At 70.8% G+C, this 21458-nt stretch carries 20 protein-coding genes and 1 tRNA gene; 16 read left to right on the top strand and 5 right to left on the bottom strand.

Annotated elements, in window-relative coordinates; translation table 11 throughout:
• Positions 1–34 precede the first annotated feature (34 nt).
• From flgA to ACT535_RS19355, 13 genes are all read left to right on the top strand, one after another.
• A complete protein-coding gene (gene flgA, locus ACT535_RS19295) occupies positions 35–589 on the top strand; it encodes a flagellar basal body P-ring formation chaperone FlgA (RefSeq protein WP_476365661.1) in 555 nt (184 codons plus the stop codon).
• Entirely contained in the window at positions 586–1704 is a 1119-nt protein-coding gene (flgI, locus tag ACT535_RS19300) for a flagellar basal body P-ring protein FlgI (RefSeq protein ID WP_476365662.1), read from the top strand. Before flgA ends, flgI begins: the two co-directional genes overlap by 4 nt.
• Before the next feature lie 111 nt (positions 1705–1815).
• On the top strand, positions 1816–2526 hold the full coding sequence (locus ACT535_RS19305; RefSeq protein WP_476365663.1) for a MotE family protein: 711 nt from the start codon (positions 1816–1818) through the stop codon (positions 2524–2526).
• On the top strand, positions 2526–3278 hold the full coding sequence (locus ACT535_RS19310; RefSeq protein WP_476365664.1) for a flagellar basal body L-ring protein FlgH: 753 nt from the start codon (positions 2526–2528) through the stop codon (positions 3276–3278). Before ACT535_RS19305 ends, ACT535_RS19310 begins: the two co-directional genes overlap by 1 nt.
• 4 nt (positions 3279–3282) lie before the next feature.
• Positions 3283–3786 carry a flagellar basal body-associated FliL family protein gene (locus tag ACT535_RS19315; protein ID WP_168457414.1) on the top strand — a complete coding sequence of 168 codons (504 nt, stop codon included), beginning with the start codon at positions 3283–3285 and terminating at the stop codon, positions 3784–3786.
• Between the two features lie 104 nt (positions 3787–3890).
• Positions 3891–4610 carry a flagellar type III secretion system pore protein FliP gene (gene fliP, locus ACT535_RS19320; protein ID WP_168457413.1) on the top strand — a complete coding sequence of 240 codons (720 nt, stop codon included), beginning with the start codon at positions 3891–3893 and terminating at the stop codon, positions 4608–4610.
• 458 nt (positions 4611–5068) lie between these two features.
• Positions 5069–6112, top strand: coding sequence for a flagellin N-terminal helical domain-containing protein (locus tag ACT535_RS19325; RefSeq protein WP_168457412.1), 1044 nt, complete (start codon positions 5069–5071; stop codon positions 6110–6112).
• A 412-nt stretch (positions 6113–6524) separates the two neighbouring features.
• Positions 6525–8192, top strand: a complete 1668-nt coding sequence (gene fliF, locus ACT535_RS19330; protein WP_476365665.1) for a flagellar basal-body MS-ring/collar protein FliF — start codon at positions 6525–6527, stop codon at positions 8190–8192.
• Positions 8189–8854, top strand: coding sequence for a hypothetical protein (locus ACT535_RS19335; protein ID WP_476365666.1), 666 nt, complete (start codon positions 8189–8191; stop codon positions 8852–8854). The genes fliF and ACT535_RS19335 overlap by 4 nt, the downstream gene beginning before the upstream one ends.
• A gap of 13 nt (positions 8855–8867) precedes the next feature.
• A complete protein-coding gene (locus tag ACT535_RS19340; protein ID WP_476365667.1) occupies positions 8868–10016 on the top strand; it encodes a flagellar motor protein MotB in 1149 nt (382 codons plus the stop codon).
• Positions 10017–11029: 1013 nt separating this feature from the next.
• Positions 11030–12409 (top strand): chemotaxis protein MotC, encoded by a 1380-nt coding sequence (locus tag ACT535_RS19345; protein WP_476365668.1) that lies wholly within the window; start codon positions 11030–11032, stop codon positions 12407–12409.
• Positions 12406–13863: a flagellar hook-length control protein FliK gene (locus ACT535_RS19350; protein WP_476365669.1), complete on the top strand. Its 1458-nt coding sequence runs from the start codon at positions 12406–12408 to the stop codon at positions 13861–13863. The genes ACT535_RS19345 and ACT535_RS19350 overlap by 4 nt, the downstream gene beginning before the upstream one ends.
• Positions 13811–14575 (top strand): lytic transglycosylase domain-containing protein, encoded by a 765-nt coding sequence (locus ACT535_RS19355; protein ID WP_476365670.1) that lies wholly within the window; start codon positions 13811–13813, stop codon positions 14573–14575. The genes ACT535_RS19350 and ACT535_RS19355 overlap by 53 nt, the downstream gene beginning before the upstream one ends.
• A gap of 258 nt (positions 14576–14833) precedes the next feature.
• On the opposite strand, the gene ACT535_RS19360 is transcribed toward ACT535_RS19355, so the two are convergent.
• Positions 14834–15532 (bottom strand): protein phosphatase CheZ, encoded by a 699-nt coding sequence (locus tag ACT535_RS19360; protein WP_168457405.1) that lies wholly within the window; start codon positions 15530–15532, stop codon positions 14834–14836.
• A gap of 183 nt (positions 15533–15715) precedes the next feature.
• Between ACT535_RS19360 and ACT535_RS19365 the strand changes: the two genes are divergently transcribed.
• Positions 15716–16123, top strand: coding sequence for a response regulator (locus ACT535_RS19365; protein WP_168457404.1), 408 nt, complete (start codon positions 15716–15718; stop codon positions 16121–16123).
• A 13-nt stretch (positions 16124–16136) separates the two neighbouring features.
• On the opposite strand, the gene ACT535_RS19370 is transcribed toward ACT535_RS19365, so the two are convergent.
• From ACT535_RS19370 to ACT535_RS19380, 3 genes are all read right to left on the bottom strand, one after another.
• Positions 16137–17081 carry a GGDEF domain-containing protein gene (locus ACT535_RS19370; protein WP_476365671.1) on the bottom strand — a complete coding sequence of 315 codons (945 nt, stop codon included), beginning with the start codon at positions 17079–17081 and terminating at the stop codon, positions 16137–16139.
• Positions 17082–17570: 489 nt separating this feature from the next.
• Positions 17571–17646: transfer RNA gene (locus tag ACT535_RS19375), tRNA-Ala, on the bottom strand.
• Between the two features lie 156 nt (positions 17647–17802).
• Positions 17803–18201, bottom strand: a complete 399-nt coding sequence (locus ACT535_RS19380; RefSeq protein WP_476365672.1) for a TIGR02300 family protein — start codon at positions 18199–18201, stop codon at positions 17803–17805.
• A gap of 192 nt (positions 18202–18393) precedes the next feature.
• Between ACT535_RS19380 and aroA the strand changes: the two genes are divergently transcribed.
• Both aroA and cmk read left to right on the top strand, forming a co-directional pair.
• A complete protein-coding gene (gene aroA, locus ACT535_RS19385; protein ID WP_476365673.1) occupies positions 18394–19776 on the top strand; it encodes a 3-phosphoshikimate 1-carboxyvinyltransferase in 1383 nt (460 codons plus the stop codon).
• Positions 19777–19786: 10 nt separating this feature from the next.
• Complete coding sequence (gene cmk, locus ACT535_RS19390) at positions 19787–20407, top strand: (d)CMP kinase (protein ID WP_476365674.1); 621 nt, start codon at positions 19787–19789, stop codon at positions 20405–20407.
• Here cmk and ACT535_RS19395 read toward each other — a convergent pair.
• Complete coding sequence (locus ACT535_RS19395) at positions 20404–21384, bottom strand: LLM class flavin-dependent oxidoreductase (RefSeq protein ID WP_476365675.1); 981 nt, start codon at positions 21382–21384, stop codon at positions 20404–20406. The genes cmk and ACT535_RS19395 overlap by 4 nt on opposite strands.
• Between the last annotated feature and the right edge of the window lie 74 nt (positions 21385–21458).

A 21458-nucleotide genomic window follows, 5' to 3' on the forward strand; every position in this document is an offset into this window, starting at 1 on the left:
TCCGGCGCGGCGCCGCGCGCGTAGGAGTTTACGGATGCGCGCCGGCTTCCTCGCCGGCGCGATGTCCGTGCTCTGCGCCGGTGCCGCCCCTGCCATGGCGCAGAGCATCTCTTCCTTGGCCCAGCAGGCCGCCGCCGGCCGCGAGGACGTGGAGCCCCAGCGCACCGCGCCAGCGCGCCCGGCGGCGGAGCCTGCGCTCACGGCCCGCATTCCGGTCGCCGCCGTCACCCTCTATCCGGGCGATGTCATTTCCGCCGGCATGCTGGCGCAGCACGAGGTGTCCGACGCCGTTCTCGATCGCGGCGGCATCGCGCTGCAGGCCTCAGCCGTGGTGGGCAAGTCGGCCCGGCGGGTCATCGCCGCCGGCCAGCCGGTGCCGCTCAACGCGCTCGCCGACGTGACCCTCGTCACCAAGGGCGTCGCCACCCGCATTCAGCTCAAGGACGGCGGTCTCGCCATCTCCGGCTACGGCATGCCGCTGGATTCGGGCGCGGCGGGCGCGACCATCCGGCTCAAGAACATGGATTCCGGCCAGATCATCGTCGGCGAGGTGGCCGGCGACGGCACCGTGTGGGTGAAGACCCGATGATCCGCCGCGCGCTTGCGGTGTTCGCCGCGCTCCTCGCCGCCCTCCCCGCGTTCGCCGGCCCCGCGGCCGCGCAGGCGACGACGCGCATCAAGGACATTTCCTCCATCCAGGGCGTGCGCGACAACCAGCTCGTGGGCTACGGCCTCATCATCGGCCTGCAGGGCACGGGCGACACGCTGCGGAACTCGCCCTTCACCGAGCAGGCGATGCAATCCATGCTGGACCGCATGGGCATCAACGTGCAGGGCCTGTCGCTGCGCGCCAAGAACGTGGCGGCGGTGGCGGTGACGGCGAACCTGCCCGCCTTCGCCGGCCTCGGCACGCGCATCGACGTGACCATCGCGTCGCTGGGCGATGCGACGTCCCTGCGGGGCGGCACGCTGCTCGTGACCCCCCTCAACGGCGCGGACGGGGTGACCTATGCGGTGGCGCAGGGCCAGATCGTGTCCGGCATCCAGATCACCGGACAGGCGGAGACGCTGAGCCAGGGCGTGCCCACCGCCGGGCGCATCGCCAACGGTGCCTTGGTGGAGCGGCAGATCCCCGGCCAGCTCTCCGAGCTGCCGGAAATCCTCATCGACCTCACCAATCCGGATTTCCGCACCGCCGCCTTGATGGCCGACGTCATCAACGCCTACACCCACGCTCGCTACGGCAAGCGCCTCGCGCGCGAGCGCGATCTGCGCACCGTGGTGGTGCAGCGCCCGCCCAATTCCGGCACCGCCCGCTTCATCGCCGAGATCGGCGAATTGCGCATCACGCCCGACACGCCGGCCAAGGTGGTGGTGGACCAGCGCACCGGCACGGTGGTCATCGGCCGCAACGTGCAGGTCTCCACCTTCGCGGTCACCCAGGGCAATCTCACCGTGCAGGTGACAGAGACGCCCGAGGTGTCCCAGCCGGAGCCCTACACCTTCGGCGAGACGGTGGTGGTGCCGCGCACCAACATCCAGGCGGACGAGAGCGGCGGGCCCATCGGCATCGTCCGCGGCACCAACCTCCAGCAATTGGTGAACGGCCTCAACCGCTTCGGGCTGAAGCCTTCGGACATCATCTCCATCCTCCAGGCGGTGAAGACGTCCGGCGCGCTGCAGGCGGAACTCGTGTTCCAGTGAACCGGCGGGGGCGCAGACAGCCCCCGCAAGCGTCACGCAAGTCTCTCCGCCTAGACCGGAACCATCCAAGGCGCCTTGCCGGCGCCCCTCGGGGAAGAGGAGGAGGTTCCAATGCCCGTGTCGACGGTCCTGCTGGACGCCGCATTCGTCTATGCGATCGCCGCGGTCTCGTGCTCGCTGTTCGTGGGCGTGATCGCGCTCCGGCGCGTCTCCTGCACGCGGCTTCATGCCGTCTTCGTCACCGCGCGGCGCCGCAGGGCGGCCCGGGCGAGATCCAGGAGCGGTCGCGGCGCCGGTGCCACCTTGGCCCTCGCCGTGGTCTGCGGCACCGCTTTGATGACCCCGCCGCCCGCCCGCGCCGAGCCGGCCGCCGCCCCCGATGCCGCCGCCGGAGAGAATGCGGCCCTCTACTGCCGCAACATCGCCGACGCCGCCGCCGACGCCCGGTTTACCCGCCAGCAGGCCGCGCTCGCCGCCATGGAGAAGGAGATCGAGGCCCGCCTCGCCCAGCTCGAGGCCAAGCGCGCCGAATATCAGGAGTGGCTGGCCCGCCGCGAGGCGTTCCTGAAGAAGGCCGACGACAGCCTCATCGCGGTCGTCTCGCAGATGCGCCCGGACGCCGCCGCCGCCCAGCTCGCGGCCATGAACGAGGACATGGCCGCCGCCGTGCTGGCGCGGCTCTCGCCCCGCGTCGCCAGTGCCATCCTCAACGAGAGCGAGCCGGCCCGCGCCGCGCGCCTCACCTCCACCATGGTGGGCATGGCCCGCCGCGCGCAGGATGCCCGCCCCGACGCCCCCCGCACCGCCGGACGGCCGGGCTGATGCGCGCCCTGCTCCCCCCTCGCGGCGCCCTCGCGGCCCTCGCCTGCCTCGCCGCTCCTTGCCTCGCCCTCGGCGGCTGCAAGAGCACCTACGACAACCTCGCCACCGGCCCGACGCTGACGCCCGTGGGCTACGGCCTCGACACCGCCCAGCGCGAGCCGCTGCCCATGACCTTCCAGCAGCCGCAGAAGACCACCTTCCGCTCCACCTGGGACCTCAACCGCTCGTCCAGCATGTATCGCGACCTGCGCGCCGCCAAGGTGGGCGACGTGATCCGCGTGGCCATCGCCATCGACGACAAGGCGCAGTTCGACAACGCCACCGACCGCTCGCGGGAATCCAAGAGCAATCTCGGCTTCGACGCCGCGCTCAACCTCTCCGGCTTCGGCAAGGGGGCGAACGCGGGCGCGGGCTCCGGCAATCTCGACATCAACGGCGACACCAAGACCAAGGGCAAGGGCAATATCGACCGCTCGGAGAAGCTGCGCCTCTCCGTGGCCGTGGTGGTGACCGAGATCCTGCCCGACGGCAATTTCGTCATCCGCGGCTCGCAGGAAATCCTCGTCAATTACGAGGTGCGCGAGCTGACCATCGCCGGCATCGTCAACCCGCTGGACGTGTCGGCCACCAACATCATCCCCTACGACAAGATCGCCGAGGCGCGCATCTCCTACGGCGGACGCGGCCGGCTCACGGACGTGCAGCAGCCCGCCTGGGGCCAGCGCATCTACGACGTCGTGACCCCCTGGTGACGTGATGGCGACCGCAGCTCCCGCCCGCGCCGGCGCCCCGTCGCCGGAGAAGAAGCCCGGCCTTCTCCTGCCGCTCCTCATCGTCACGCTGCTGGCCCTCGCCGCCGGCGCGGGGCTCGGGCTCCAGCTCGCCGGTACGGTGGAGCAGGCGGTGACGAAGAAAGTGGCGGCCGAGCCGGAGAAGAAGCCGGCACCACCGCTGCGCCATTCCGGCGACCTGGTGCTGAAGGATCTGAAGCCGGTGGTGGTGAACCTCGCCGCCCCCTCCTCCACCTTCATCCGTGTCGAGACGGCCATCGTGTTCAAGAACGGCGCGCTGGTGAATCCGGACGTGACCGCCGCCGAGCTGCGCGAGGACATCATGGCCTACATGCGCACGCTGGCGCTGAGCCAGCTCGAAGGCCCGAGCGCGCTCCAGCATCTGCGCGAGGACCTGAACGAGCGGGCCCGTGCCCGCTCCGACGGCAAGGTGGACGAACTGATCGTCTCGACGCTGGTGGTGCAGTGAAGGCGGCACGCTTGCCGGCACATCTGCCGGCGCTGGTGTCCGCGCTCCTCGCGGCCACCTTGCTCCTCTCCGCAACCCCGGCTCTGGCGCAAGCGACATCGCAGATGCCTTCGCTGGATCAGCTTCTGCCCGAGGGCGGCGGCAGCACGGCGGGGCGGCTCATCCAGATGGTGGCCCTGCTCACGGTGCTGTCCGTGGCGCCGGGGCTGCTCATCATGGTGACGAGCTTCACCCGCTTCGTCATCGCCTTCTCCTTCCTGCGCTCGGGCCTCGGCCTGCCCTCGACGCCGGCCAATCTGGTGCTGGTGTCGCTCTCCCTGTTCATGACCTTCTACGTGATGGGGCCGACCTTCGACCGCGCCTGGCAGGACGGCGTGAAGCCCCTCACCGAGAACCGCATCGGCGAGGAGGAGGCGCTGCAACGCATCGCCGATCCCTTCCGCGACTTCATGCTGACCCACGTGCGCGGCAAGGACCTGCAGCTGTTCACCGACATCGCCTCCCGCGACAAGCCGGTGGAGGATGCGGCGAATGCCCCCGCGCCGGAGCGGGCCGGGCAAGCGAAGGCCGGCGAGGAGAAGGTGCCCATGCGGGTGCTCATCCCCGCCTTCATGATCTCGGAGCTGCGGCGCGGCTTCGAGATCGGATTTCTCATCGTCCTGCCCTTCCTCATCATCGACATGATCGTGGCGACGCTGGTCATGTCCATGGGCATGATGATGATGCCGCCGGCGGTCATCTCCTTGCCGTTCAAGATCCTGTTCTTCATCCTCATCGACGGCTGGAACCTGCTCGTGGGCGGCCTGATACGCTCGTTCTTCTGAACTCCCTCAGAGTCTGTTTGAACAATCGAGCGCCACCACCGCATTCACCCTCGACATGCCCGGGCTTGTCCCGGGCATCCACGTCGAAGCACTTGAGCCAACAGCCAAAAGACCATTCCCGATCGAAGCACGTAGATGGCCGGAACCCGCATGTTTGCGGGTTCCGTTCTCGAAGGCGGAAGTCGGCAACAGCCGACTTCCGGGACAAGCCCGGCCATGACAGCGGCGTGGGCCGGCGCATGGCGGCTGGCACCGCCGTCGCCCTCGCCCCTCCTCCCCCGCAAGCCTCGCGCAAGCTTGCGCGTCTAACGTCTCTTCCATGGCAGGTTGACCGGTCCGAAAGGCCCGGGCGCCGGATCTCCACAAAGTCCGGCCATCCAAAGGCATGACGCCGCCCTGCCATGCCGGTGCAAGCCCGGCATGTCCCCCTTCATTTCCAGTCACAGAGGGACATTCCCATGACCAGCCTGATCACCAACAACTCGGCGATGGTCGCCCTGCAGACCCTGCGGACGATCAACTCCAACCTCGACACCACCAACGCCCACGTCTCCACCGGCAAGCGGATCAACTCCGCGAACGACGGCGCGGCCTACTGGTCCATCGCCACCACCCTGACCTCCGACAACGGGGCGCTGGGCGCGGTGAAGGATGCCATGAGCCTCGACAAGAACTCGGTGGACGCGGCCTCCAGCGGCGTCAACGCGGTGGTCGCCTCGCTGGCGAAGATCAAGAACAACCTGACGGCCGCTCTGTCGCCGAACGTCGACCGGGCCAAGCTGCAGACGGAAATCTCGTCCTACGTCAGCGAAATCAAGACCACCGCCGACAACACCGTGATGAACGGCAGCAACTGGCTGTCGGTCGACACCAGCGCCTCGGGCTTCAACGGCACCAAGAACCTGCTGTCGTCCTTCTCGCGCACCGGCTCGACCGTGACGGTGGGGTCCACCTCCATCGATACGGGCTCGTTCACGGTCTACGACGCCTCCACCACGGGCACCTCCACCGGCACGTCCACCACCCTCGACAAGGCCGTCACGGCCGTGGCGACGGCCGCGAACGTCACCGGCGGCGCCACCGTGACCGTGGACACGACCGCGGGCAGCCTCAAGGGCTTCATGGATACCAAGTACGTCATCGGCGGCACCGCCACGGCGGGCACCGAGTCCATCACGGACTTCGACGTGTCCGGCCTCGGCAACACCGACGCGGACCTCGCGAAGATCCAGGCCTATGTGAAGGTCGTGGACGCCACCATGCAGCAGCTGCAGAACGGCGCCACCACGCTCGGCACCACCTCGACCCGGCTCGACTCGCAGCAGACCTTCGCCCAGAGCCTGATCGACCTCAACACCTCGTCCATCGGCACCCTCGTGGATGCCAACATGGAAGAGGAGTCGACCAAGCTGAAGGCCCTGCAGACGCAGCAGCAGCTCGCGGTGCAGTCCCTGTCCATCGCGAACAGCTCTTCGCAGAACGTGATGACCCTGTTCCGTTGATCGCGTCCCCCGCCGCGCCTCCGGGCGCGGCGATTAGCGCGCGGGCGCCGCTCCCTCCGGCGGCGTTCCGGCGTGCCCTGAGTTTCTGCGTTCCCCCGACGCCCCCCTCGGCCACCTCCGCCCCCGGAGCGTGGCCATTTTTTTGCCCTCTCCCCTCCCGTCCCGGAGCTGTCATCCCCCGGCTCGTCCGGGGGATCCACCCAACCGCATGTCCCATGTCCGAAGCCCCTCCCCGGCCTCACCGTGGATCGCCCGGACGAGCCGGGCGATGACCGCGCAGAGAGCAACGCTCAGGCAAGTTTGACCGTCGAGATTGCCGCCCGAGGCACATGAGCGCGACGGGTCCCGTCCCCCGCGCGTGCCCGGTCCCTGAGGTGCGCGTCCGCGCGCCGCAATCAGACGAGATCCGCCGATGATCGGCAAAGAGCAGTTGGAGCAACTCTGGCGCAATCTGCGCGACCTCGGCGCCCGGCGCCTGATCGCGCTGGCGCTGATCGCCCTCACGGCGGTGGCCGCCGTGGCGCTCGGCGCCTGGTATCTCGGCCAGCCCGAGCGCGAGCCGCTCTATGCCAACCTCACCCGCGAGGACGTGAACCGCATCGGCGGCGCGCTGAAAGATGCGGGCATCCCCTTCGACGTGAATTCGGACGGCACCACCGTCCTCGTCTCCCACTCCGACACCGCCCGCGCCCGGATGCTGCTGGCGGTGAAGGGCCTGCCGCAGAGCGGCAACACCGGCTACGAATTGTTCAACGACGTCCGTGCCTTCGGCCTCACCTCCTTCATGCAGGAGGTGACGCGGGTGCGCGCGCTGGAAGGCGAGCTTGCCCGCACCATCCAGACCATGAAGGGCATCAAGGCGGCGCGCGTCCACATCGTCCTGCCCGAGCGCGGATCTTTCCGCCGCGACCAGCAGACCGCCTCCGCCTCCGTCGTCATCCGCACCGAGACGGCGGAGGATTCCTCCACCGCGCAGGCCATCCGCCATCTCGTCGCCGCCGCCATTCCGGGCCTGAAGATGGACCAGGTGACGGTGCTCAGCACCGAGGGCGCGGTGCTCTCTTCCAGCGAGGACGGCGCCAGCGCCGCCGCCGGCAAGAAATCCATGCTCCAGCAGCAGGTGGGACGCGAAACCGAGGAGAAGGTCCGCCGCACGCTCGCGCCCTATCTCGGCCTCGGCAATTTCGAGGTGCAGGTCTCCGCCCGCCTCGATACGGATCGCGTCACCACCTCCGAGACCACGTTCGATCCCGCCTCCAAGGTGGAGCGCTCGGTGCGGGTGGTGAAGGAGCTGGGCCAGAGCCAGAACAAGACCAAACAGCCCAACACGTCCGTCCAGCAAAACATCCCCGGCCAGCAGCAGCAGGGCGACGGCGGCACGGATTCCAACGAGAACTCCTCCCGCCGCGAGGAATTGACCAATTTTGAGGTCTCCACCCGCACCGTGCAGACCGTGCGGGAAGCCTTCGTGGTGCGCGGCCTCTCCATCGCCGTGCTGGTGAGCAAGGAGCGCCTCGTGGGCGCGGCGGGCGGGGCCGATGCCATTCCCGTGGAGCAGCAGCTCTACGAGGTGGAGCAGCTCGTCGCCTCCGCCGCCGGTTTCGACAAGGAGCGCGGCGACAAGCTGAAGGTCGCGGCCGTCTCCTTCGCCAATGGCGGGGCGGGGCTGGAGCCGGTGCCGCCGCTGCCGTGGTCCGAGCTGCTGCTGCGGCAGGCCGGCACCATGATCAACGCCGCCACCATCCTCATCGTCGCCGGGCTCGTGATCTGGTTCGGCCTCCGGCCCGCCGTGCGCGCCATTCTTGCCCGGCCGGAGCGCGACGAGGTGGAGGATGCGGACGCCATCGAGGCCGCCATGCTGGCGGGCGGCGCGCCGCTCGCCGCCGTCGCCGGCCCCTCCGTGGTGCCGGGCGATGCCGCTGGCGGCGATGAGACGCCGGGCGCCGTGAGCCTCATCGAGGATCTCACCAGCCGGATCAACCGCTCGCCGCAGAAGCGGCTGGAGCAGATCGTCGAGTTCGATGAGGAGCAGGCCGCCGCGATCCTGCGTCAGTGGCTCCATCAGGACGCCCGCGCATGAGCACCACCGCGCTTCTCCATCATCTGCCGCATTTCGGCGTCGCGCCGCGGGGGGCGGTCCGGGGCTCCGCTCCGGTGACCGCCGTGCCGCCCGTGCCGGGGCTCACGCCGACCCCCGCCCTGCGCCCGCATGAGCCGCCCGGAGCGGAGGCCATCCGCACGGCGGCCGAGGAGGCCCGGCGCCTCGCGCTGGAGGAGGCGGCCATCGCGCTGGCCGCCTGCGAGCAGCAGCTCGCCGATGCCGAGGCCGCCTTCGCCGCGCGCCTCGAGGAGGAGATCGCAGAGGCCCGCGTCCGCTGGTGCGCCGAGGAAAGCGAACGGCTCGCCGGCCTCATCGGCACGGGCCTCGACGCGGTGGAGGGACGCATCTGCGAAGCGCTCGCCGCCGTGCTGCGCCCCTTCGTGAGCGGCGCCGCCCGCGCCCGCGCGCTGGACGAGCTGGCCCGGCGCGTGCGGGAGCTGCTGCGCGGCGGGGCGGCTGGGCCGTCCATTACCATCACCGGCTCGGGCGACCTCGCGGCGGCGCTATCCGCGCGGCTCGCGGACGTCCCGGGCATCGTCCTCGCGGAAGGGCCGGCGAGCGACCTCAAGATCACCTGCGACGACAGCCTGCTGGAGACGCAGCTCTCCGGCTGGGCGGTAGCCGCCGCCCACGGCAATTGAGGGGGAGCACGGCATGTCCGGCAAGGAAGGCCATGGCGAACTCATCATCGTCAAGCGCCACGACGACGAGGAGCATGAGCACCATTCGAGCGCCTGGAAGGTGGCGCACGCCGACTTCATGACGGCGATGATGGCCTTCTTCCTCATCATGTGGCTCATCAACGTCACCGACAAGGATACGCGGAAAGCCATCGCCAATTACTTCAATCCGGTGGATCTCGCCTCCAGCATCACCGACGTGCGCGGACTGAACGACCCCGAGGACACCAAGGCCAAGGGCACCTCTTCCGACGGCGACAAGCAGTCCAGCCTGAAGAACACCACGGGGCCGGAGACCGGCGCGGGTGACGACCGGCAGCAGGGCGACAAGGAACGCGCTGCCTTCCGCGATCCCTATGCGGTGCTGAACAAGCTCGCGGGCGATGCCGAGGCGCGCGCGGGCGGGACGCCCGATGCCGCCCTCGGCGATACCGGCTCTCCGGGCACCGGGGCGGGCGACGTGAACCGCGATCCGTTCGATCCCACCTACTGGCAGATGTCCAGCGGACGGCAGGCGCGCAACCCGCAGGCGAAGCCCTCCAAGGTGGACCAGCCCTCCGGCCGCCCCGATGCCACCACCGCCGCAGCGAAGCCGGCGGAGGCGGACAAGGCGCAGGCCGCCGCCAACCAGGCTGCCGCACAGGCCGCAGCGGCCGGCAAGGCGGCGCGCGATCTGGAAGGCGAGCTGAAGCAGGTGGTCGCCGCCACCGTGGGGCCCGCCGGCGCGGCCCCGCGCGTGGACGTTCGCGCGACGAAGGAAGGCCTCATCGTCGATCTCACGGACGATCTCGACTTCACCATGTTCCCGGTGGGCTCGGCGGTGCCGGATGCCCGCTTCGTGCGGGCCATGGGCGAGATCGCCAGGAAGCTCGGCGCGCGGCAGGGCGAGATCGTCATTCGCGGCCACACCGATGCGCGGCCGTTCCGCTCCGACACCTACGACAACTGGCGGCTCTCCAGCGCGCGGGCGCACATGGCGCTCTACATGCTGGTGCGCGGCGGGCTGGACGAAAAGCGCGTCACCGCCATCGAGGGCCTCGCCGACCGCAACCTCAAGAACACCGCCGATCCCAACGCGCCTCAGAACCGGCGCATCGAGATCCTGCTGAAGGCGCCCTCATGACCCGGCCGGGCCTTCTCCACCTTCTTCTGGCCGGATCGCTGCTGCTGCCCGGCGCCGCCCGCGCCGAGGACGACGCGGACCCGTGGGACGGCCTGCGCGAGGAGGCCGCTGCGCCCATGCGCGCCCCTTCGGCCAAGCCGGCGGCGCCCAAGCCTGCGACGCCCAAGCCTGCGGCGCCCAAGCCTGCGGCGCCAAAACCCGCCGTGCCCAAACCCGCGACGGCAAACGCGGGCGCTGCGACCGCCAACCCGACGACGCCGAGCGCCGCTAGCCCGAACGCTGCGCCCGCCAGCGCTCCTGTCGCCGCTTCCGGGACGACCCCGCCAGTGGCGCCCAACGCTGCGAAGCCAGCGCCCTCGGCCGGAACATCCGCGCCCAAGCCCACCCCGACGGCGGCGGCCGCCCCCGCGACGCCGGCTCCTGCCCCAGGCGCCCAACCCAAGCCTGCCCTCGCTCAAAAGCCCCCGGCCACGGCCGGAGCCGCATCCGCCCTCACCGCCGACACCCGGCAGGACGCCTCCGCCGCCGCGAAATCCGCGGCGCCGCCGAAGCCCGTGGCCTCTCCGGCCCCCGGACCCGTTGGGCGACCGGCGGGCGCGACGCCTCTTGCCAATCCGGCACCGGCAACAGCCGCATCCGGCCAACCTGTGCCCGCGCCGACACCCAGGCCCTCCGCAGCGCCGAGGCCCGCGGCGGCGCCGGCCCCTGCGCCCGTTCCCCAGCCTGCGGCCACATCCAATCCCGCAGCGATGCCCAAGCCCGCACCCACGCCGCCGCCCGCGGCCGTCCCCGCGCCTCCGCCGGCTGTCGCGACGCCCGGGCCGACCGCCCCCGCAGCGGCGGCCTCTGCCTACGCCACCTCCGCGCCCATGCCTCTGCCGCCGCGCCGTCCGCTGCCACCGGAACCGGCGGCACCCATCGCGCCGGCTGCTTTTCCGTTCCCGGCCGCTGTTTCGGCCACCGGGTCGGCACTTGCTCTCACGCCGGCCAATGCTCCGGCCGTCGCGAGCGGAATGGTCGCTGCGGATGCCTCGTCCCCCGCTGAAGCGACGGAGGTCAATCCGCCAGCGGCTGCCGACCCTTCGACACCCCCAGCGGAGCCCACCGCCCCGACCGCACCGTCCGCCCATGCTGCGGCCGGGCCGACCCACGACGCCCCTCCCGTCCCCGCGCCCGCTCAGCCGGCCGCCCCCTCGCCCGCCCATGGGGATGCCGCCGCGCACGGCGCGCCGGCCGAGGCCGCGCCGACGGGACGCACCGACATCTATCCCGTCACTTTGGTGCGCCGCCTCCAGCGGCTGCAGGATCTCATCGCCGCCGGCTCCACCGCGGGCATCGCCCAGCAGCGGGCCATGATCACCGAGATGGATGCGGCCTTCGGCGCCGCCGATCCCTCCGTCTGGCAGGACCCGGCCAACGCCCGTGCGCTGGTGATGTACTTCCTCGGCGGCGGCAATCCGGCGGTGCTGCGCACCATCATCCAGCGCGAGCCGAAGCCGAACATCGACGAGAAGCTGCTCACCGGCAGCCTCCTTTATCTCGAAGGCCGCGAGGAGCCGGCTCTGCGCCAGCTCGGCGAGATCGACGCGCGGAAACTGCCCAACGGCATCGGCGGGCAGATCGCCCTCGCCCAGGCCGCGCTCACCGTGCGCACCGATCCCGCGAAGGCCGCCCGGCTGCTGGAGGTGGCGCGCCTTCTGATGCCCGGCACGCTGGTGGACGAGGCGGCGCTGCGCCGCGCTGTTCTGGTGGCCGCCCAGGCCGGCGACCTCGACCAATTCGAGCGGCTGTCCGGCCAATATTTCAGCCGCTTCCGCCATTCCGCCTATGCCGGCAACTTCCGCCAGCGCTTCGCCGCCGCCTTGAGCCGCATGAACGTGCTGGCGACGCCGGACGGCCTCGCGCGCCTCGACGCCCTGCTGGCGCCCCTCGACGAGGAGGCGCGGCGCGAGGTGTTCCTCATGGTGTCGCGCGCGGCCATCGTGGAGGGCAAGACCGCGCTCGCCACCACCGCGGCCGAGCGGGCCATGGCGCTCGCGCCGGCGGCGAGCCGCGATGCCGAGCGCGCCCGCGTCTATCTCGGCGCCGCGCAGGCGGCGACGCCGGACCGCTACAAGGCGGCGGAGGAGGCGCTGAAGGCCATCGACCGCGCCCGCCTCGACCCCTCGGACCAGGCCCTGCTGGAGGCCGCGAGCCGCACCGCCGAGATGATCCGGCGCGCCGACGAAGCCCCCTCCCCGGCCCAGGCCGCCGCGCCGGCCCCCGCCGCTGCGATGGTCGCCAGCGCCCAGCCGTCGCGTGCGGCAGGTGACGAGAAGCCTCCCGCGGCCCTCGCGAAGGCGCAGGCGAAGCTGGGCGAGATCGACACCCTGCTCAAGGATGCGCCGCGATGAAGACCGCCGACATCGCGCTCGCCGCCTTCTTGCTGAACCCGGATCCGGGCGCCGGCCGCGAGCCGCTGGCGCAGGACGGCCCCCCCTTCGGTGACCTGCTCAGCCTCATGGACCGCGCCGCACCGGCGCTGCGCCAGGGCGGTGCGGCGCGCCCGGACACCCTCCTGCCCGAAACGCCGGAGCCCCCTGTAACAGAGCCCCGTGCCACCGGACCTGTGCCCGGCCTCCCGGCGGCGAGCCTCGACCGGCTGCTGGCGCATTGCGCACATGGTCACCCCGAGAACGCGGACGGCGACACCCCGGCGCTGCCGGATGCGGAGCCCGTCGCGGCGGCGGACACCGAGGCCGATCCGGACTCCGACGCACCCGTTTGCGAGTTGCCCGGAGCCGACACGTTTCCCCCGCCGCAGCCGGTGCCCCTCGTCGCCGCACCGCCGGCGGCGCAAACCGGGGACATGCCGAGGGCGGATATGGCGCCGCGCGAGCGTGCGCGCCCGATGCCCGTCTCCGCCGGGCCCCAGACCGAGCCCGCGGATGCGCCGGAGCCGATGCGGATCGCGGTGCTGCGGCGGGAGACTCATTTCGCGCCGGTGCGCTTCTCCCCTCCGCCTGCCTCGCCCTCCCTGCCGGTGACGCCGACCGGCCCGCAGCACGATACGGCCATGGGCGAACCGACAGGCCCGCTTGAAGCGGACGCCCCGTCGCCGCCCCGCGCCCTTCCCGAGATCCGCGCGCCCCAGCGTCCCGCCCCGCAGCGCGCAGCCGCCGACGACGCCCCGGAGCCCCGGACCCGCTACGCCGCCTTCTCGGCCAACGCCGCGCCGGAGCGTGCCGCAGCCCCGGCCGTCGCCGAGGCGCCCGTCGCCCAGGCGCCGAAACCCCAGCCCCCCGCCAAGGCGGAAGCCTCCCCCGCGCTGCCCTTCGCCAGCCTCGCTCAGGTCGGCCGGGCCATAGCGGCGGAAGTCGCGCAGATCGATCCCTCCACGCCCGTTATTGCCGCCGGTGGGACAAGCGAGGCTCCGGGCAGCCCCACCCCGGCCGGTCCGGTTCGCGTGCTCGACATCGCGCTTTCGCCGGAAACGCTGGGGCGGGTGGTGGTTCACATGCGCCTCACGCCGCACGGCCTCGCGGTGCGGCTCAAGGCCGACAATCCGGCAACCGCAGAGCTTCTGGCGAATGACAAGGAGCATCTCTCCGCCCTCCTCACATCGGCCGGTCTCCCGGACGTCGATCTGGAGGTGGGCGGTCCCGGCCTGTCGCTGCTCGATGCGCCGGTGCGCAGCCGAGCCGAGATGGAGGCCGCACCCCGCCAGGAAACCCCCGACCACCCGCAGGGCGGAAGCCGCGGCGGCGCCGATCCCGGCCGGCAGGGTCGCAACGGCCGGCAGGACAGGACATGGGATGAAGACGCTGCGCCTTCTTATCCTGACGAGCCTCGCGCTGGCGCCGGTTGAGGCGCGCTGCGGCGACGACGCTGCCGCGCGCTCGCGTCCCATCTGGGGCGAGCGCCGCGCGTCCGCGCCCCTTCCGGCCCCGCCGGACCCGCGCCCGTTCGCTGCGCCCGCACCACCGGCGCCAGCCCTGAAGGCGGCGCCCGGTCCGTCCGGGGAGGTCGTGCGAAAACCCGCGCCGCAAGGCATCTGCGAGCGCGAACTGGCCCGCGCGGCGGCGAAGTACCAGATTCCGCTGCAGATTCTCTATGCCGTCGCCCTCACCGAGAGCGGCACCGGCAGCGGTCTCCAGCCGCTGATGCTGCACATCGAGGGCAAGGATCATCTCCCCCCCTCGCTGCCCGCGGCCCTGGAGATGTTCCGGGCCGCCAACGCGCGCGGCGTGAAGCTGATCGACATCGGCTGCATGCAGGTGAACTGGTACTGGCACCGGGAGGAATTCCGGACCCTGGAGGAGATCTTCGATCCCCGCCTCAATGTCGAGCAGGGCGCGCGCTTCCTCAAGGAGCTGCGCCAGCGGCACGGCAGCTGGACCATGGCGGTCGCCCGCTACAACGCCGGCCCCGCCAATACGCAGGGGCAGCATCGCTATGTCTGCCGGGTGATGAAGAATCTGGTGGCCGCCGGAGTGGGCGAGTGGACCGCCACCTCGCAGGCCTTCTGCGCCGCCCCGCCGGTGGCGCCGGCGCCGCCGGAGGCCGCGCGCGAAGAGTGAGGCCGTTCGGCCGCATGGGCCTCGGCTGGCTCTCTCCCCGGTCATCGCCCGCCTTGAGCGGGCGATCCACCGTACGGCGAGAGGGATGTCTGTCTGTTGCAGCGGGGCAAGCGGAGCCGTGGATCGCCCGGACCAGCCGGGCGGTGAGGGTGCTGGGGGCGGGACCGTTCTCCCGCGCGTATGCTCCGGCGGCCCGACGTGGATGGCCGGGACACGCCCGGCCATGTCGGCACCCGAAGGGGGATAAAGCCGCGCCCCTCAGGCGAAGAGGCTGTCGATGTCGTCCTGGGAGACCACGCCCACGTCGTCGGCCAGCGCCGGGCCATTGAGCAGGGCTTCGTCGCCTTCGCGGGGGATGATGCGGGCGCCCTGGGCCACCACGTCGGCGCCGCCCCAGATGTCGGTCATCCGCGCCACCCGCTCCTCGATGAAGAGCAGCAGCTTCACCACCTTGCGGATGCGCTGGCCGGTGATGTCCTGAAAATTGCAAGCCTCGAAGATCTTCGTGGTCTCGTTCTGGATCTCGGACGCGAGGTCCGCCGCATCGCCGGTGACCAGCGCGTGCATCTGGAGCATCAGGGCGTCGACGCGCTCGGCCGAGGTGAGGATGGCCTCGGTGGCCTCCTCCGTGTCGGTCACCACGGCCTCCAGCTCGCTGGTGGCGCGCAGCAGCTTCTCGCCCCGCGCGCCCTCCGCATGCAGGCTCGCGATCTCGTGCTTGGTGTGCTGGATCGCGTCCTGAATGGTCTCGATGCCGGCCCACAGCACATTGCGATCGCGCTCGCGATCGACGGCAGGATCCCGGGCCTTGAAGCGCGCGATCTCCTCGCGCACCCCGGCAAGCTCGCCGAAGATGCGGTGGAGCTGGTCGTCGAGGCCGTCCACCGCGAACAGGTCGACGGCGGCGCCGGCCGAACTCGGGGTCTCTATCCTGAAGGGTCGCCGGGCAGCCGACATGTGGGCCTCCTGAAACGCACTATGCTTTGCACCATCCTATAGATCGTCGATCTTGATTGCGAAAGACGGGGTCTTTTCTTGATGCAAGCCTCGCACAAGCCCGGAACATCAGAACATTTCTCATCGTTGCGCTCGCCGATCCTGGATGGAGCGTGTTCATCGTCCCCGTTCCCGGAGTGTGTCATGGGAGTTGATCTTGGGATGCCCGTCCTTGTGGTCGACGACTACAAGACCATGGTGCGCATCATCCGAAACCTGTTGAAGCAGATCGGCTTCGAGGACGTGGACGAGGCGGCCGATGGCACGGAGGCGCTGGCCAAGCTGCGCGAGCGCAGCTACGGCCTCGTCATCTCTGACTGGAACATGGAGCCCATGACCGGCTACGAGCTGCTGAAGCAGGTGCGCGCCGACGGCGCGCTCGGCCAGATCCCGTTCATCATGGTGACGGCGGAAGCCAAGTCCGAGAACGTGATCGCCGCCAAGAAGGCCGGCGTCAGCAACTACATCGTCAAGCCGTTCAACGCGCAGACGCTCAAGGGCAAGATCGACGCGGTGTTCGAGAACCTCGGCGCCGAAGCCGCGGTCGACTGAGGCCGACGGGCGTTCACGCCAGTCCGCGGGCGGCGCCGCGACGGTAGAGGTCGCGGCCGCCGGCCTTCGCCGCATAGAGCGCGGCATCGGCCGCCGCGAACAGGCCGGCCAGCCCATCGCCCCGCGCAGTGGCACCGCCGATGCTCGCCGTGAGGCGGGCGCCGGAGGGATGGGGAATGTTCTCCGCCCTGAGCGCCGCCCGCAGCGCCTCGGCCACCCCGTCGCAGCCGGCCTCGTCGGTATCCGGCAGAACCACCGCGAACTCCTCGCCGCCGTAGCGCGCGGCCAGATCCTGAGCCCGGCCGGGCAGCCGCGACAGCACGCCGCCGATGGCGGCCAGCACCGCATCCCCCGCCTGATGGCCCCACAGGTCGTTCACCACCTTGAAGTGATCGATGTCGATCACCAGCAGCGACAGCGGGCCGGCGATGCGCTGCGCCCGCCGCACCGCGCGCTCCATCGCCTCATCGAAGCTGCGCCGGTTGGGCAGGCCGGTGAGCGAATCCACCTGCGACTGGCGCGCAAGGTCGAGGTTGAGGCGCAGCAATTCCACCTCGTCCGCCGCCACCGCCGCCAGATCGAGCAGCGGGCCGATGTCGAACGCCGCCTGGTCCCGTGCCTCGCGCGCCATCACGCACAGCGAGCCGATGACCAGCTCCGGCGCCACCACCAGCGGCGCCCCCGCATAGAAGCGCAGGGGCAGCTGCGGCACGATGGGATGGCCGGCCAGGCGCGAATCGCTCCGCATGTCACCGATCACCAGCGGCGCGCCGCTCTCCACGATCACGTTGCAGATGGTCTCGCGCCGGGGCACGCTCTCCGGAACGAGATCCGACGTGCGCGATTTCTGCCACTGGTGCGTCGCGTCGATGAAGCCGAGGAAGGCGACCTCCGCCCCGTAGAGCCGGCGCGCCAGCCGAGTGAGACGGTCGAATCGCTCGTCGGGCGCGGAATCCATGAGACCACACGTCGCAAGGACGCTGAGGCGCTCGGCCTCGTTGGCTGGGGCGGCGGGGGGCGTCCACACGGGCGGAACCTCGATCGATGGCGCTGGGCGGGCGGAACCGGTCGGCGGCGAAGGTGGGGATAACTTTCCGGCAGGCTGGCAGGCCGGCAATCGGGCCGCAACCGGCGTAAGGGCGGCACGGCGGCAGCACCACAACCGGGACGGGTACCACGATTGCAACGCTGAAGATGGCTTCGCGCCCTGGGGGGATGATCGGAAGAGACGTTCGGGGGAGGAGGTGGCTGGCGGTTGCCGGGCGCCGGCGGAAGCGGGGACGACCTGGTGGTCCGTCAGGGACCCGGAGCCGACGCCGCGGACGTTGCTGACTGATTCGAACCGAATCGCGCCTGAACCAACGGATTCTGGTGGTGAACCGCACCCGGCAACCTGGGTGGAATCACCCGGCAAAATCGATTTTGTGGTTCATGCCGGGTGGAAATTTGGTGGAGCCAGGCGGAATCGAACCGCCGACCTCTTGAATGCCATTCAAGCGCTCTCCCAACTGAGCTATGGCCCCACCGGGCCGCGGGCTGCGCACTTTCCGCTCGAACACCAAGGTCGAAAAACCTCGGCAGGAGAGCCAGTTAGCGCGCCGGGAAGTCCCGCGGCGGGGTGCCCGGCGACTCACGTCCGCCGAGCGAGAGCGGCCTTAAAGCACAGGCCGCGTCGGGTATCAAGCCTCTTCGTCGTCTTCGAGGCCCTCACCGATCAGATCGGAGACGTCGTCCCCATCATCTTCGTCTTCTTCGAGGAACGTGTCGTCGTCACCGGCCTCGATGTCGTCGTCCACATCCACGTCGTCGCCGACCGCCACCTTGGAGGGGGCCGCAGCTTCCTCGTCGGCTTCCTCGAGGCTGATGACCTCGGCCTCGGTCTCCTCGCCGTCCGCCTCTTCGGCAGCAACGGCTGCGCGCGGCTCGGCGCGGCTGGCGCCGCGGGCTGCGGGTTCAAAATAAGACCTCGGATAGGATTCCCCCGTGAACGGCGACACGATGGGGTCCTTGTTGAGGTCGTAAAACTTGCGCCCCGTAACCGGACAGATGCGCTTGGTGCCGAGTTCGGGCTTCGCCACGGCAAAGTTCCTCGGAGCTGTATAAGGAGCGTGCTCCATTGGCGTTTCGCCCGCCCCCTGTCAAGGGCAGATCATCATGGCCTCGCAACAGCGTGACGCCGCAAGCGACGGCGTGCTAGACGACGGCCGGCACAGAACATGCGGCGATCGCCCCGGCCGAGGCCGGCGGCAGACCGCCCGAGCGAGGCAGGAATGGCCCATCCCGAACCCGCAACCGCAAGCGCTCCCGAAGCTCACGGCCACGGCACGGGCGAGGCCCACCCCGCCACCGGGCGCCGCTCTCCCGCTCTGTCCGGCCGGGTCCGGGTGCCGGGCGACAAGTCCGTCTCGCACCGCGCGCTGATTTTCGGGCTGTTCGCGGAGGGCACCACCCACATCACTGGCCTGCTCGAAGGCGAGGACGTGCTGAATACTGCCAAGGCCTGCGCGGCCCTGGGCGCCTGCGTCACCCGCACCGGCGAAGGCGCCTGGGAGGTGACGGGCACCGGCGGCCGGGGCCTTGCCTCCCCCGCCGCCCCGCTGGATTTCGGCAATTCCGGCACCGGCGTGCGGCTGATGATGGGCGCGGTGGCGGGCCAGCACGTCATTGCCGGCTTCGACGGGGATGCCAGCCTGCGCCGCAGGCCCATGAAGCGCGTGCTCGATCCGCTCGGCGAGATGGGCGTCGAGGTGGTGTCCTCGGCCGAGGGCGGTCGCCTGCCGCTCACCCTGAAGGGCAGCAGCGCGACGAAAGCCATCACCTACGAGACCCCGGTCCCCTCCGCGCAGGTGAAATCCGCCGTGCTGCTCGCCGCCCTCGGTGCCGAGGGTGAGACGGTGGTGATCGAGCGCGAGGCCACCCGAGACCATACCGAGCGGATGCTGGAGCATTTCGGCGCGGAGATTTCGGTCGAGCCCCACGGCGCCCATGGCCGCCGCATCGCCCTCAAGGGCCGGCCCCACCTCGTCGCCGCAGCGGTGGACGTGCCGGCCGATCCCTCCTCCGCTGCCTTCCCGCTGGTGGCGGCGCTGATCGTGCCCGGGTCGGACATCATCCTCACAGATGTGATGATGAACCCGCTGCGCACCGGCCTCATCACCACCCTCCTCGAGATGGGCGCCGACATCACGATCGTCGCCGAGCGCACCGAGGGCGGCGAGCGGGTGGCGGACCTGCGCGTGCGCCATTCCCGCCTGAAGGGCGTGGAGGTGCCGCCCGAGCGGGCGCCGGCCATGATCGACGAATATCCCGTCCTCGCCGTCGCCGCGGCCTTTGCCGAGGGCACGACGGCCATGCGCGGCCTGTCCGAGCTGCGGGTGAAGGAAAGCGACCGCCTCGCCGCCGTCGCGGCCGGCCTTGCCGCCTGCGGCATCGCCCATGAGGTGAAGGGCGACGACCTCCTTGTCACCGGCGCCGCGATGGTCAGGGGCGGCGGGCCGGTGGAGACCCACATGGATCACCGCATCGCCATGTCCTTCCTGGTGCTGGGCCTCGCCAGCGACGAGGGGGTGAGCGTGGACGACGTGGCCTTCATCGCCACCTCCTTCCCCACCTTCATGCCCATGATGCGCGGCCTCGGCGCCGTCATCGACTGACGGGGCGGCCATGGTCATCGCCATCGACGGGCCGGCCGCATCCGGCAAGGGCACGCTGGCCCGGCGGCTCGCCGCGCATTACGGCCTGCCACATCTCGACACCGGCCTGCTCTACCGGGCGGTCGGGGCGCGCTGCCTCGCCGACGGCCGCCTCGGCGATGAAGAGGCATCGGTGCAGGCCGCCCTCAAACTCGACGTGTCGGCGCTGGACCCGGACGCGCTGCGCACCGCGGAGTTGGGCGAGGCGGCATCCGTCGTCGCCGCCCGACCGGGCGTTCGCGCCGCTCTTCTGGACCTGCAACGCCGCTTCGCCGCACAGGCGGGCGGGGCGGTGCTGGACGGGCGCGACATCGGGACGGTCATCTGCCCGGACGCGCCGGCCAAACTGTTCGTCACCGCGCGGCCGGAGGTGCGGGCGGACCGGCGGTTTCGGGAATTGATCGGGCGGGGGGAGACGCTCGCCTATGAGGCCGTGCTGGCCGACATCCTGAAGCGCGACGAGCGCGATTCGGGCCGCTCCAGCGCGCCCCTCCTCAAGGCGGACGACGCCGTGCTGCTCGACACCTCCGACCTCGGCATCGAAGCCGCCTTCGCGGCGGCCCTCGCCATCGTGGAAGCGCGCCGGGCTTAGGCGACCGAGACCTGCGGGCGGATTCGGGCTGCGAACGCCTCCAGGTCCGCCATGCGCTTCTCGAAGGCGGGCGCCAGCGGCTTCAGGACAAGCGCACGCGGCGCCAGCCCGCGGTCCAGCCCCACCACCTGCTCCACTACGTCCGCCTCGGTGCCGATCAGCGAATCGACGATCATCCGGTCGAGATCGAACCACGGCGCCCAGTCGGGACGCACCTTTTCCGTGGTCGCCTTCATGCGCTCGACGAATGGTGCGAGGAAGGCGCGCGCCTCGTCCTGCGCCCGCTCCCGGCTGTCGGCCAAGTGGAGGAAGCGCAGCAGGGTGAGGCACCGTCCCGCATCGGGAGCGGCGGCGCGATACTGCCGGACGCTCTCTGCGATGCCGGCGAGGGGAAAGGGCGGTGCCGCCATGATACCGTAACCGCGCCGGGCGGCGAGGGCGACCGTCTCGGCCGTCGCCGAGGCGATGTGGATGGGCACGGGCGCCTGAACCGGACGCGGCACCAGTTCCAGATCGCTCACCTTGAAGAAGACCCCGTCGCGGGACACGGAGCCGCCTTCCAGCAGTGCGGCGACGAGATCGAGCGCCTCCAGCATCCGGCCGCGGCTTTCCTCCCTGACCACGCCGAAATGCTGCTCATGCAAGGGAAATGGCCCGCCGCGGGCAACGCCGAGTTCGAGCCGGCCAGCGGAAAGGATGTCCACGGTGGCCGCGGCCTCCGCCACACTCACGGGATGGTGCAGGGGCAGCAGCACGGCCGCCGTGCCGAGCCGGATGCGGGTGGTTTGGCCGGCGAGATACGCAAGGATGGCGAGGCAGGAGGGGCTCGCCGCCTGCGGATTGAAATGATGCTCGGCGATCCACGCTTCCTCGAAGCCGAGATTCTCCACCCGCTGTACGAGCGTGGTCTGCTCCGCATAGGCGGAGGCATAGTCCTGCCGGGGGTTTTCATAGGTGCAGAAGAGGCCCAGTCGCATGGTAATCCCCGGAGCGGAACGGGAGGGCGCCCGGCAGTGGCCGGCACCCGCGCGTGAAATCACGCTATGTTAGT

The organism is Xanthobacter sp. DMC12 (genome assembly GCF_056314105.1).

Bases quoted from the DNA above. Each gene is read 5' to 3' on its own strand.
- ACT535_RS19345 (WP_476365668.1), top strand. From the start codon at position 11,030: ATGGTCGCTGCGGATGCCTCGTCCCCCGCTGAAGCGACGGAGGTCAAT.
- fliF (WP_476365665.1), top strand. From the start codon at position 6,525: ATGATCGGCAAAGAGCAGTTGGAGCAACTCTGGCGCAATCTGCGCGAC.
- aroA (WP_476365673.1), top strand. From the start codon at position 18,394: ATGGCCCATCCCGAACCCGCAACCGCAAGCGCTCCCGAAGCTCACGGC.
- flgI (WP_476365662.1), top strand. From the start codon at position 586: ATGATCCGCCGCGCGCTTGCGGTGTTCGCCGCGCTCCTCGCCGCCCTC.
- ACT535_RS19305 (WP_476365663.1), top strand. From the start codon at position 1,816: ATGCCCGTGTCGACGGTCCTGCTGGACGCCGCATTCGTCTATGCGATC.
- ACT535_RS19355 (WP_476365670.1), top strand. From the start codon at position 13,811: ATGAAGACGCTGCGCCTTCTTATCCTGACGAGCCTCGCGCTGGCGCCG.
- fliP (WP_168457413.1), top strand. From the start codon at position 3,891: ATGCCTTCGCTGGATCAGCTTCTGCCCGAGGGCGGCGGCAGCACGGCG.
- ACT535_RS19395 (WP_476365675.1), bottom strand. From the start codon at position 21,384: ATGCGACTGGGCCTCTTCTGCACCTATGAAAACCCCCGGCAGGACTAT.
- ACT535_RS19315 (WP_168457414.1), top strand. From the start codon at position 3,283: ATGGCGACCGCAGCTCCCGCCCGCGCCGGCGCCCCGTCGCCGGAGAAG.
- ACT535_RS19350 (WP_476365669.1), top strand. From the start codon at position 12,406: ATGAAGACCGCCGACATCGCGCTCGCCGCCTTCTTGCTGAACCCGGAT.
- ACT535_RS19340 (WP_476365667.1), top strand. From the start codon at position 8,868: ATGTCCGGCAAGGAAGGCCATGGCGAACTCATCATCGTCAAGCGCCAC.
- ACT535_RS19310 (WP_476365664.1), top strand. From the start codon at position 2,526: ATGCGCGCCCTGCTCCCCCCTCGCGGCGCCCTCGCGGCCCTCGCCTGC.
- flgA (WP_476365661.1), top strand. From the start codon at position 35: ATGCGCGCCGGCTTCCTCGCCGGCGCGATGTCCGTGCTCTGCGCCGGT.
- ACT535_RS19360 (WP_168457405.1), bottom strand. From the start codon at position 15,532: ATGTCGGCTGCCCGGCGACCCTTCAGGATAGAGACCCCGAGTTCGGCC.
- ACT535_RS19335 (WP_476365666.1), top strand. From the start codon at position 8,189: ATGAGCACCACCGCGCTTCTCCATCATCTGCCGCATTTCGGCGTCGCG.
- ACT535_RS19325 (WP_168457412.1), top strand. From the start codon at position 5,069: ATGACCAGCCTGATCACCAACAACTCGGCGATGGTCGCCCTGCAGACC.
- ACT535_RS19370 (WP_476365671.1), bottom strand. From the start codon at position 17,081: ATGGATTCCGCGCCCGACGAGCGATTCGACCGTCTCACTCGGCTGGCG.
- ACT535_RS19365 (WP_168457404.1), top strand. From the start codon at position 15,716: ATGGGAGTTGATCTTGGGATGCCCGTCCTTGTGGTCGACGACTACAAG.
- cmk (WP_476365674.1), top strand. From the start codon at position 19,787: ATGGTCATCGCCATCGACGGGCCGGCCGCATCCGGCAAGGGCACGCTG.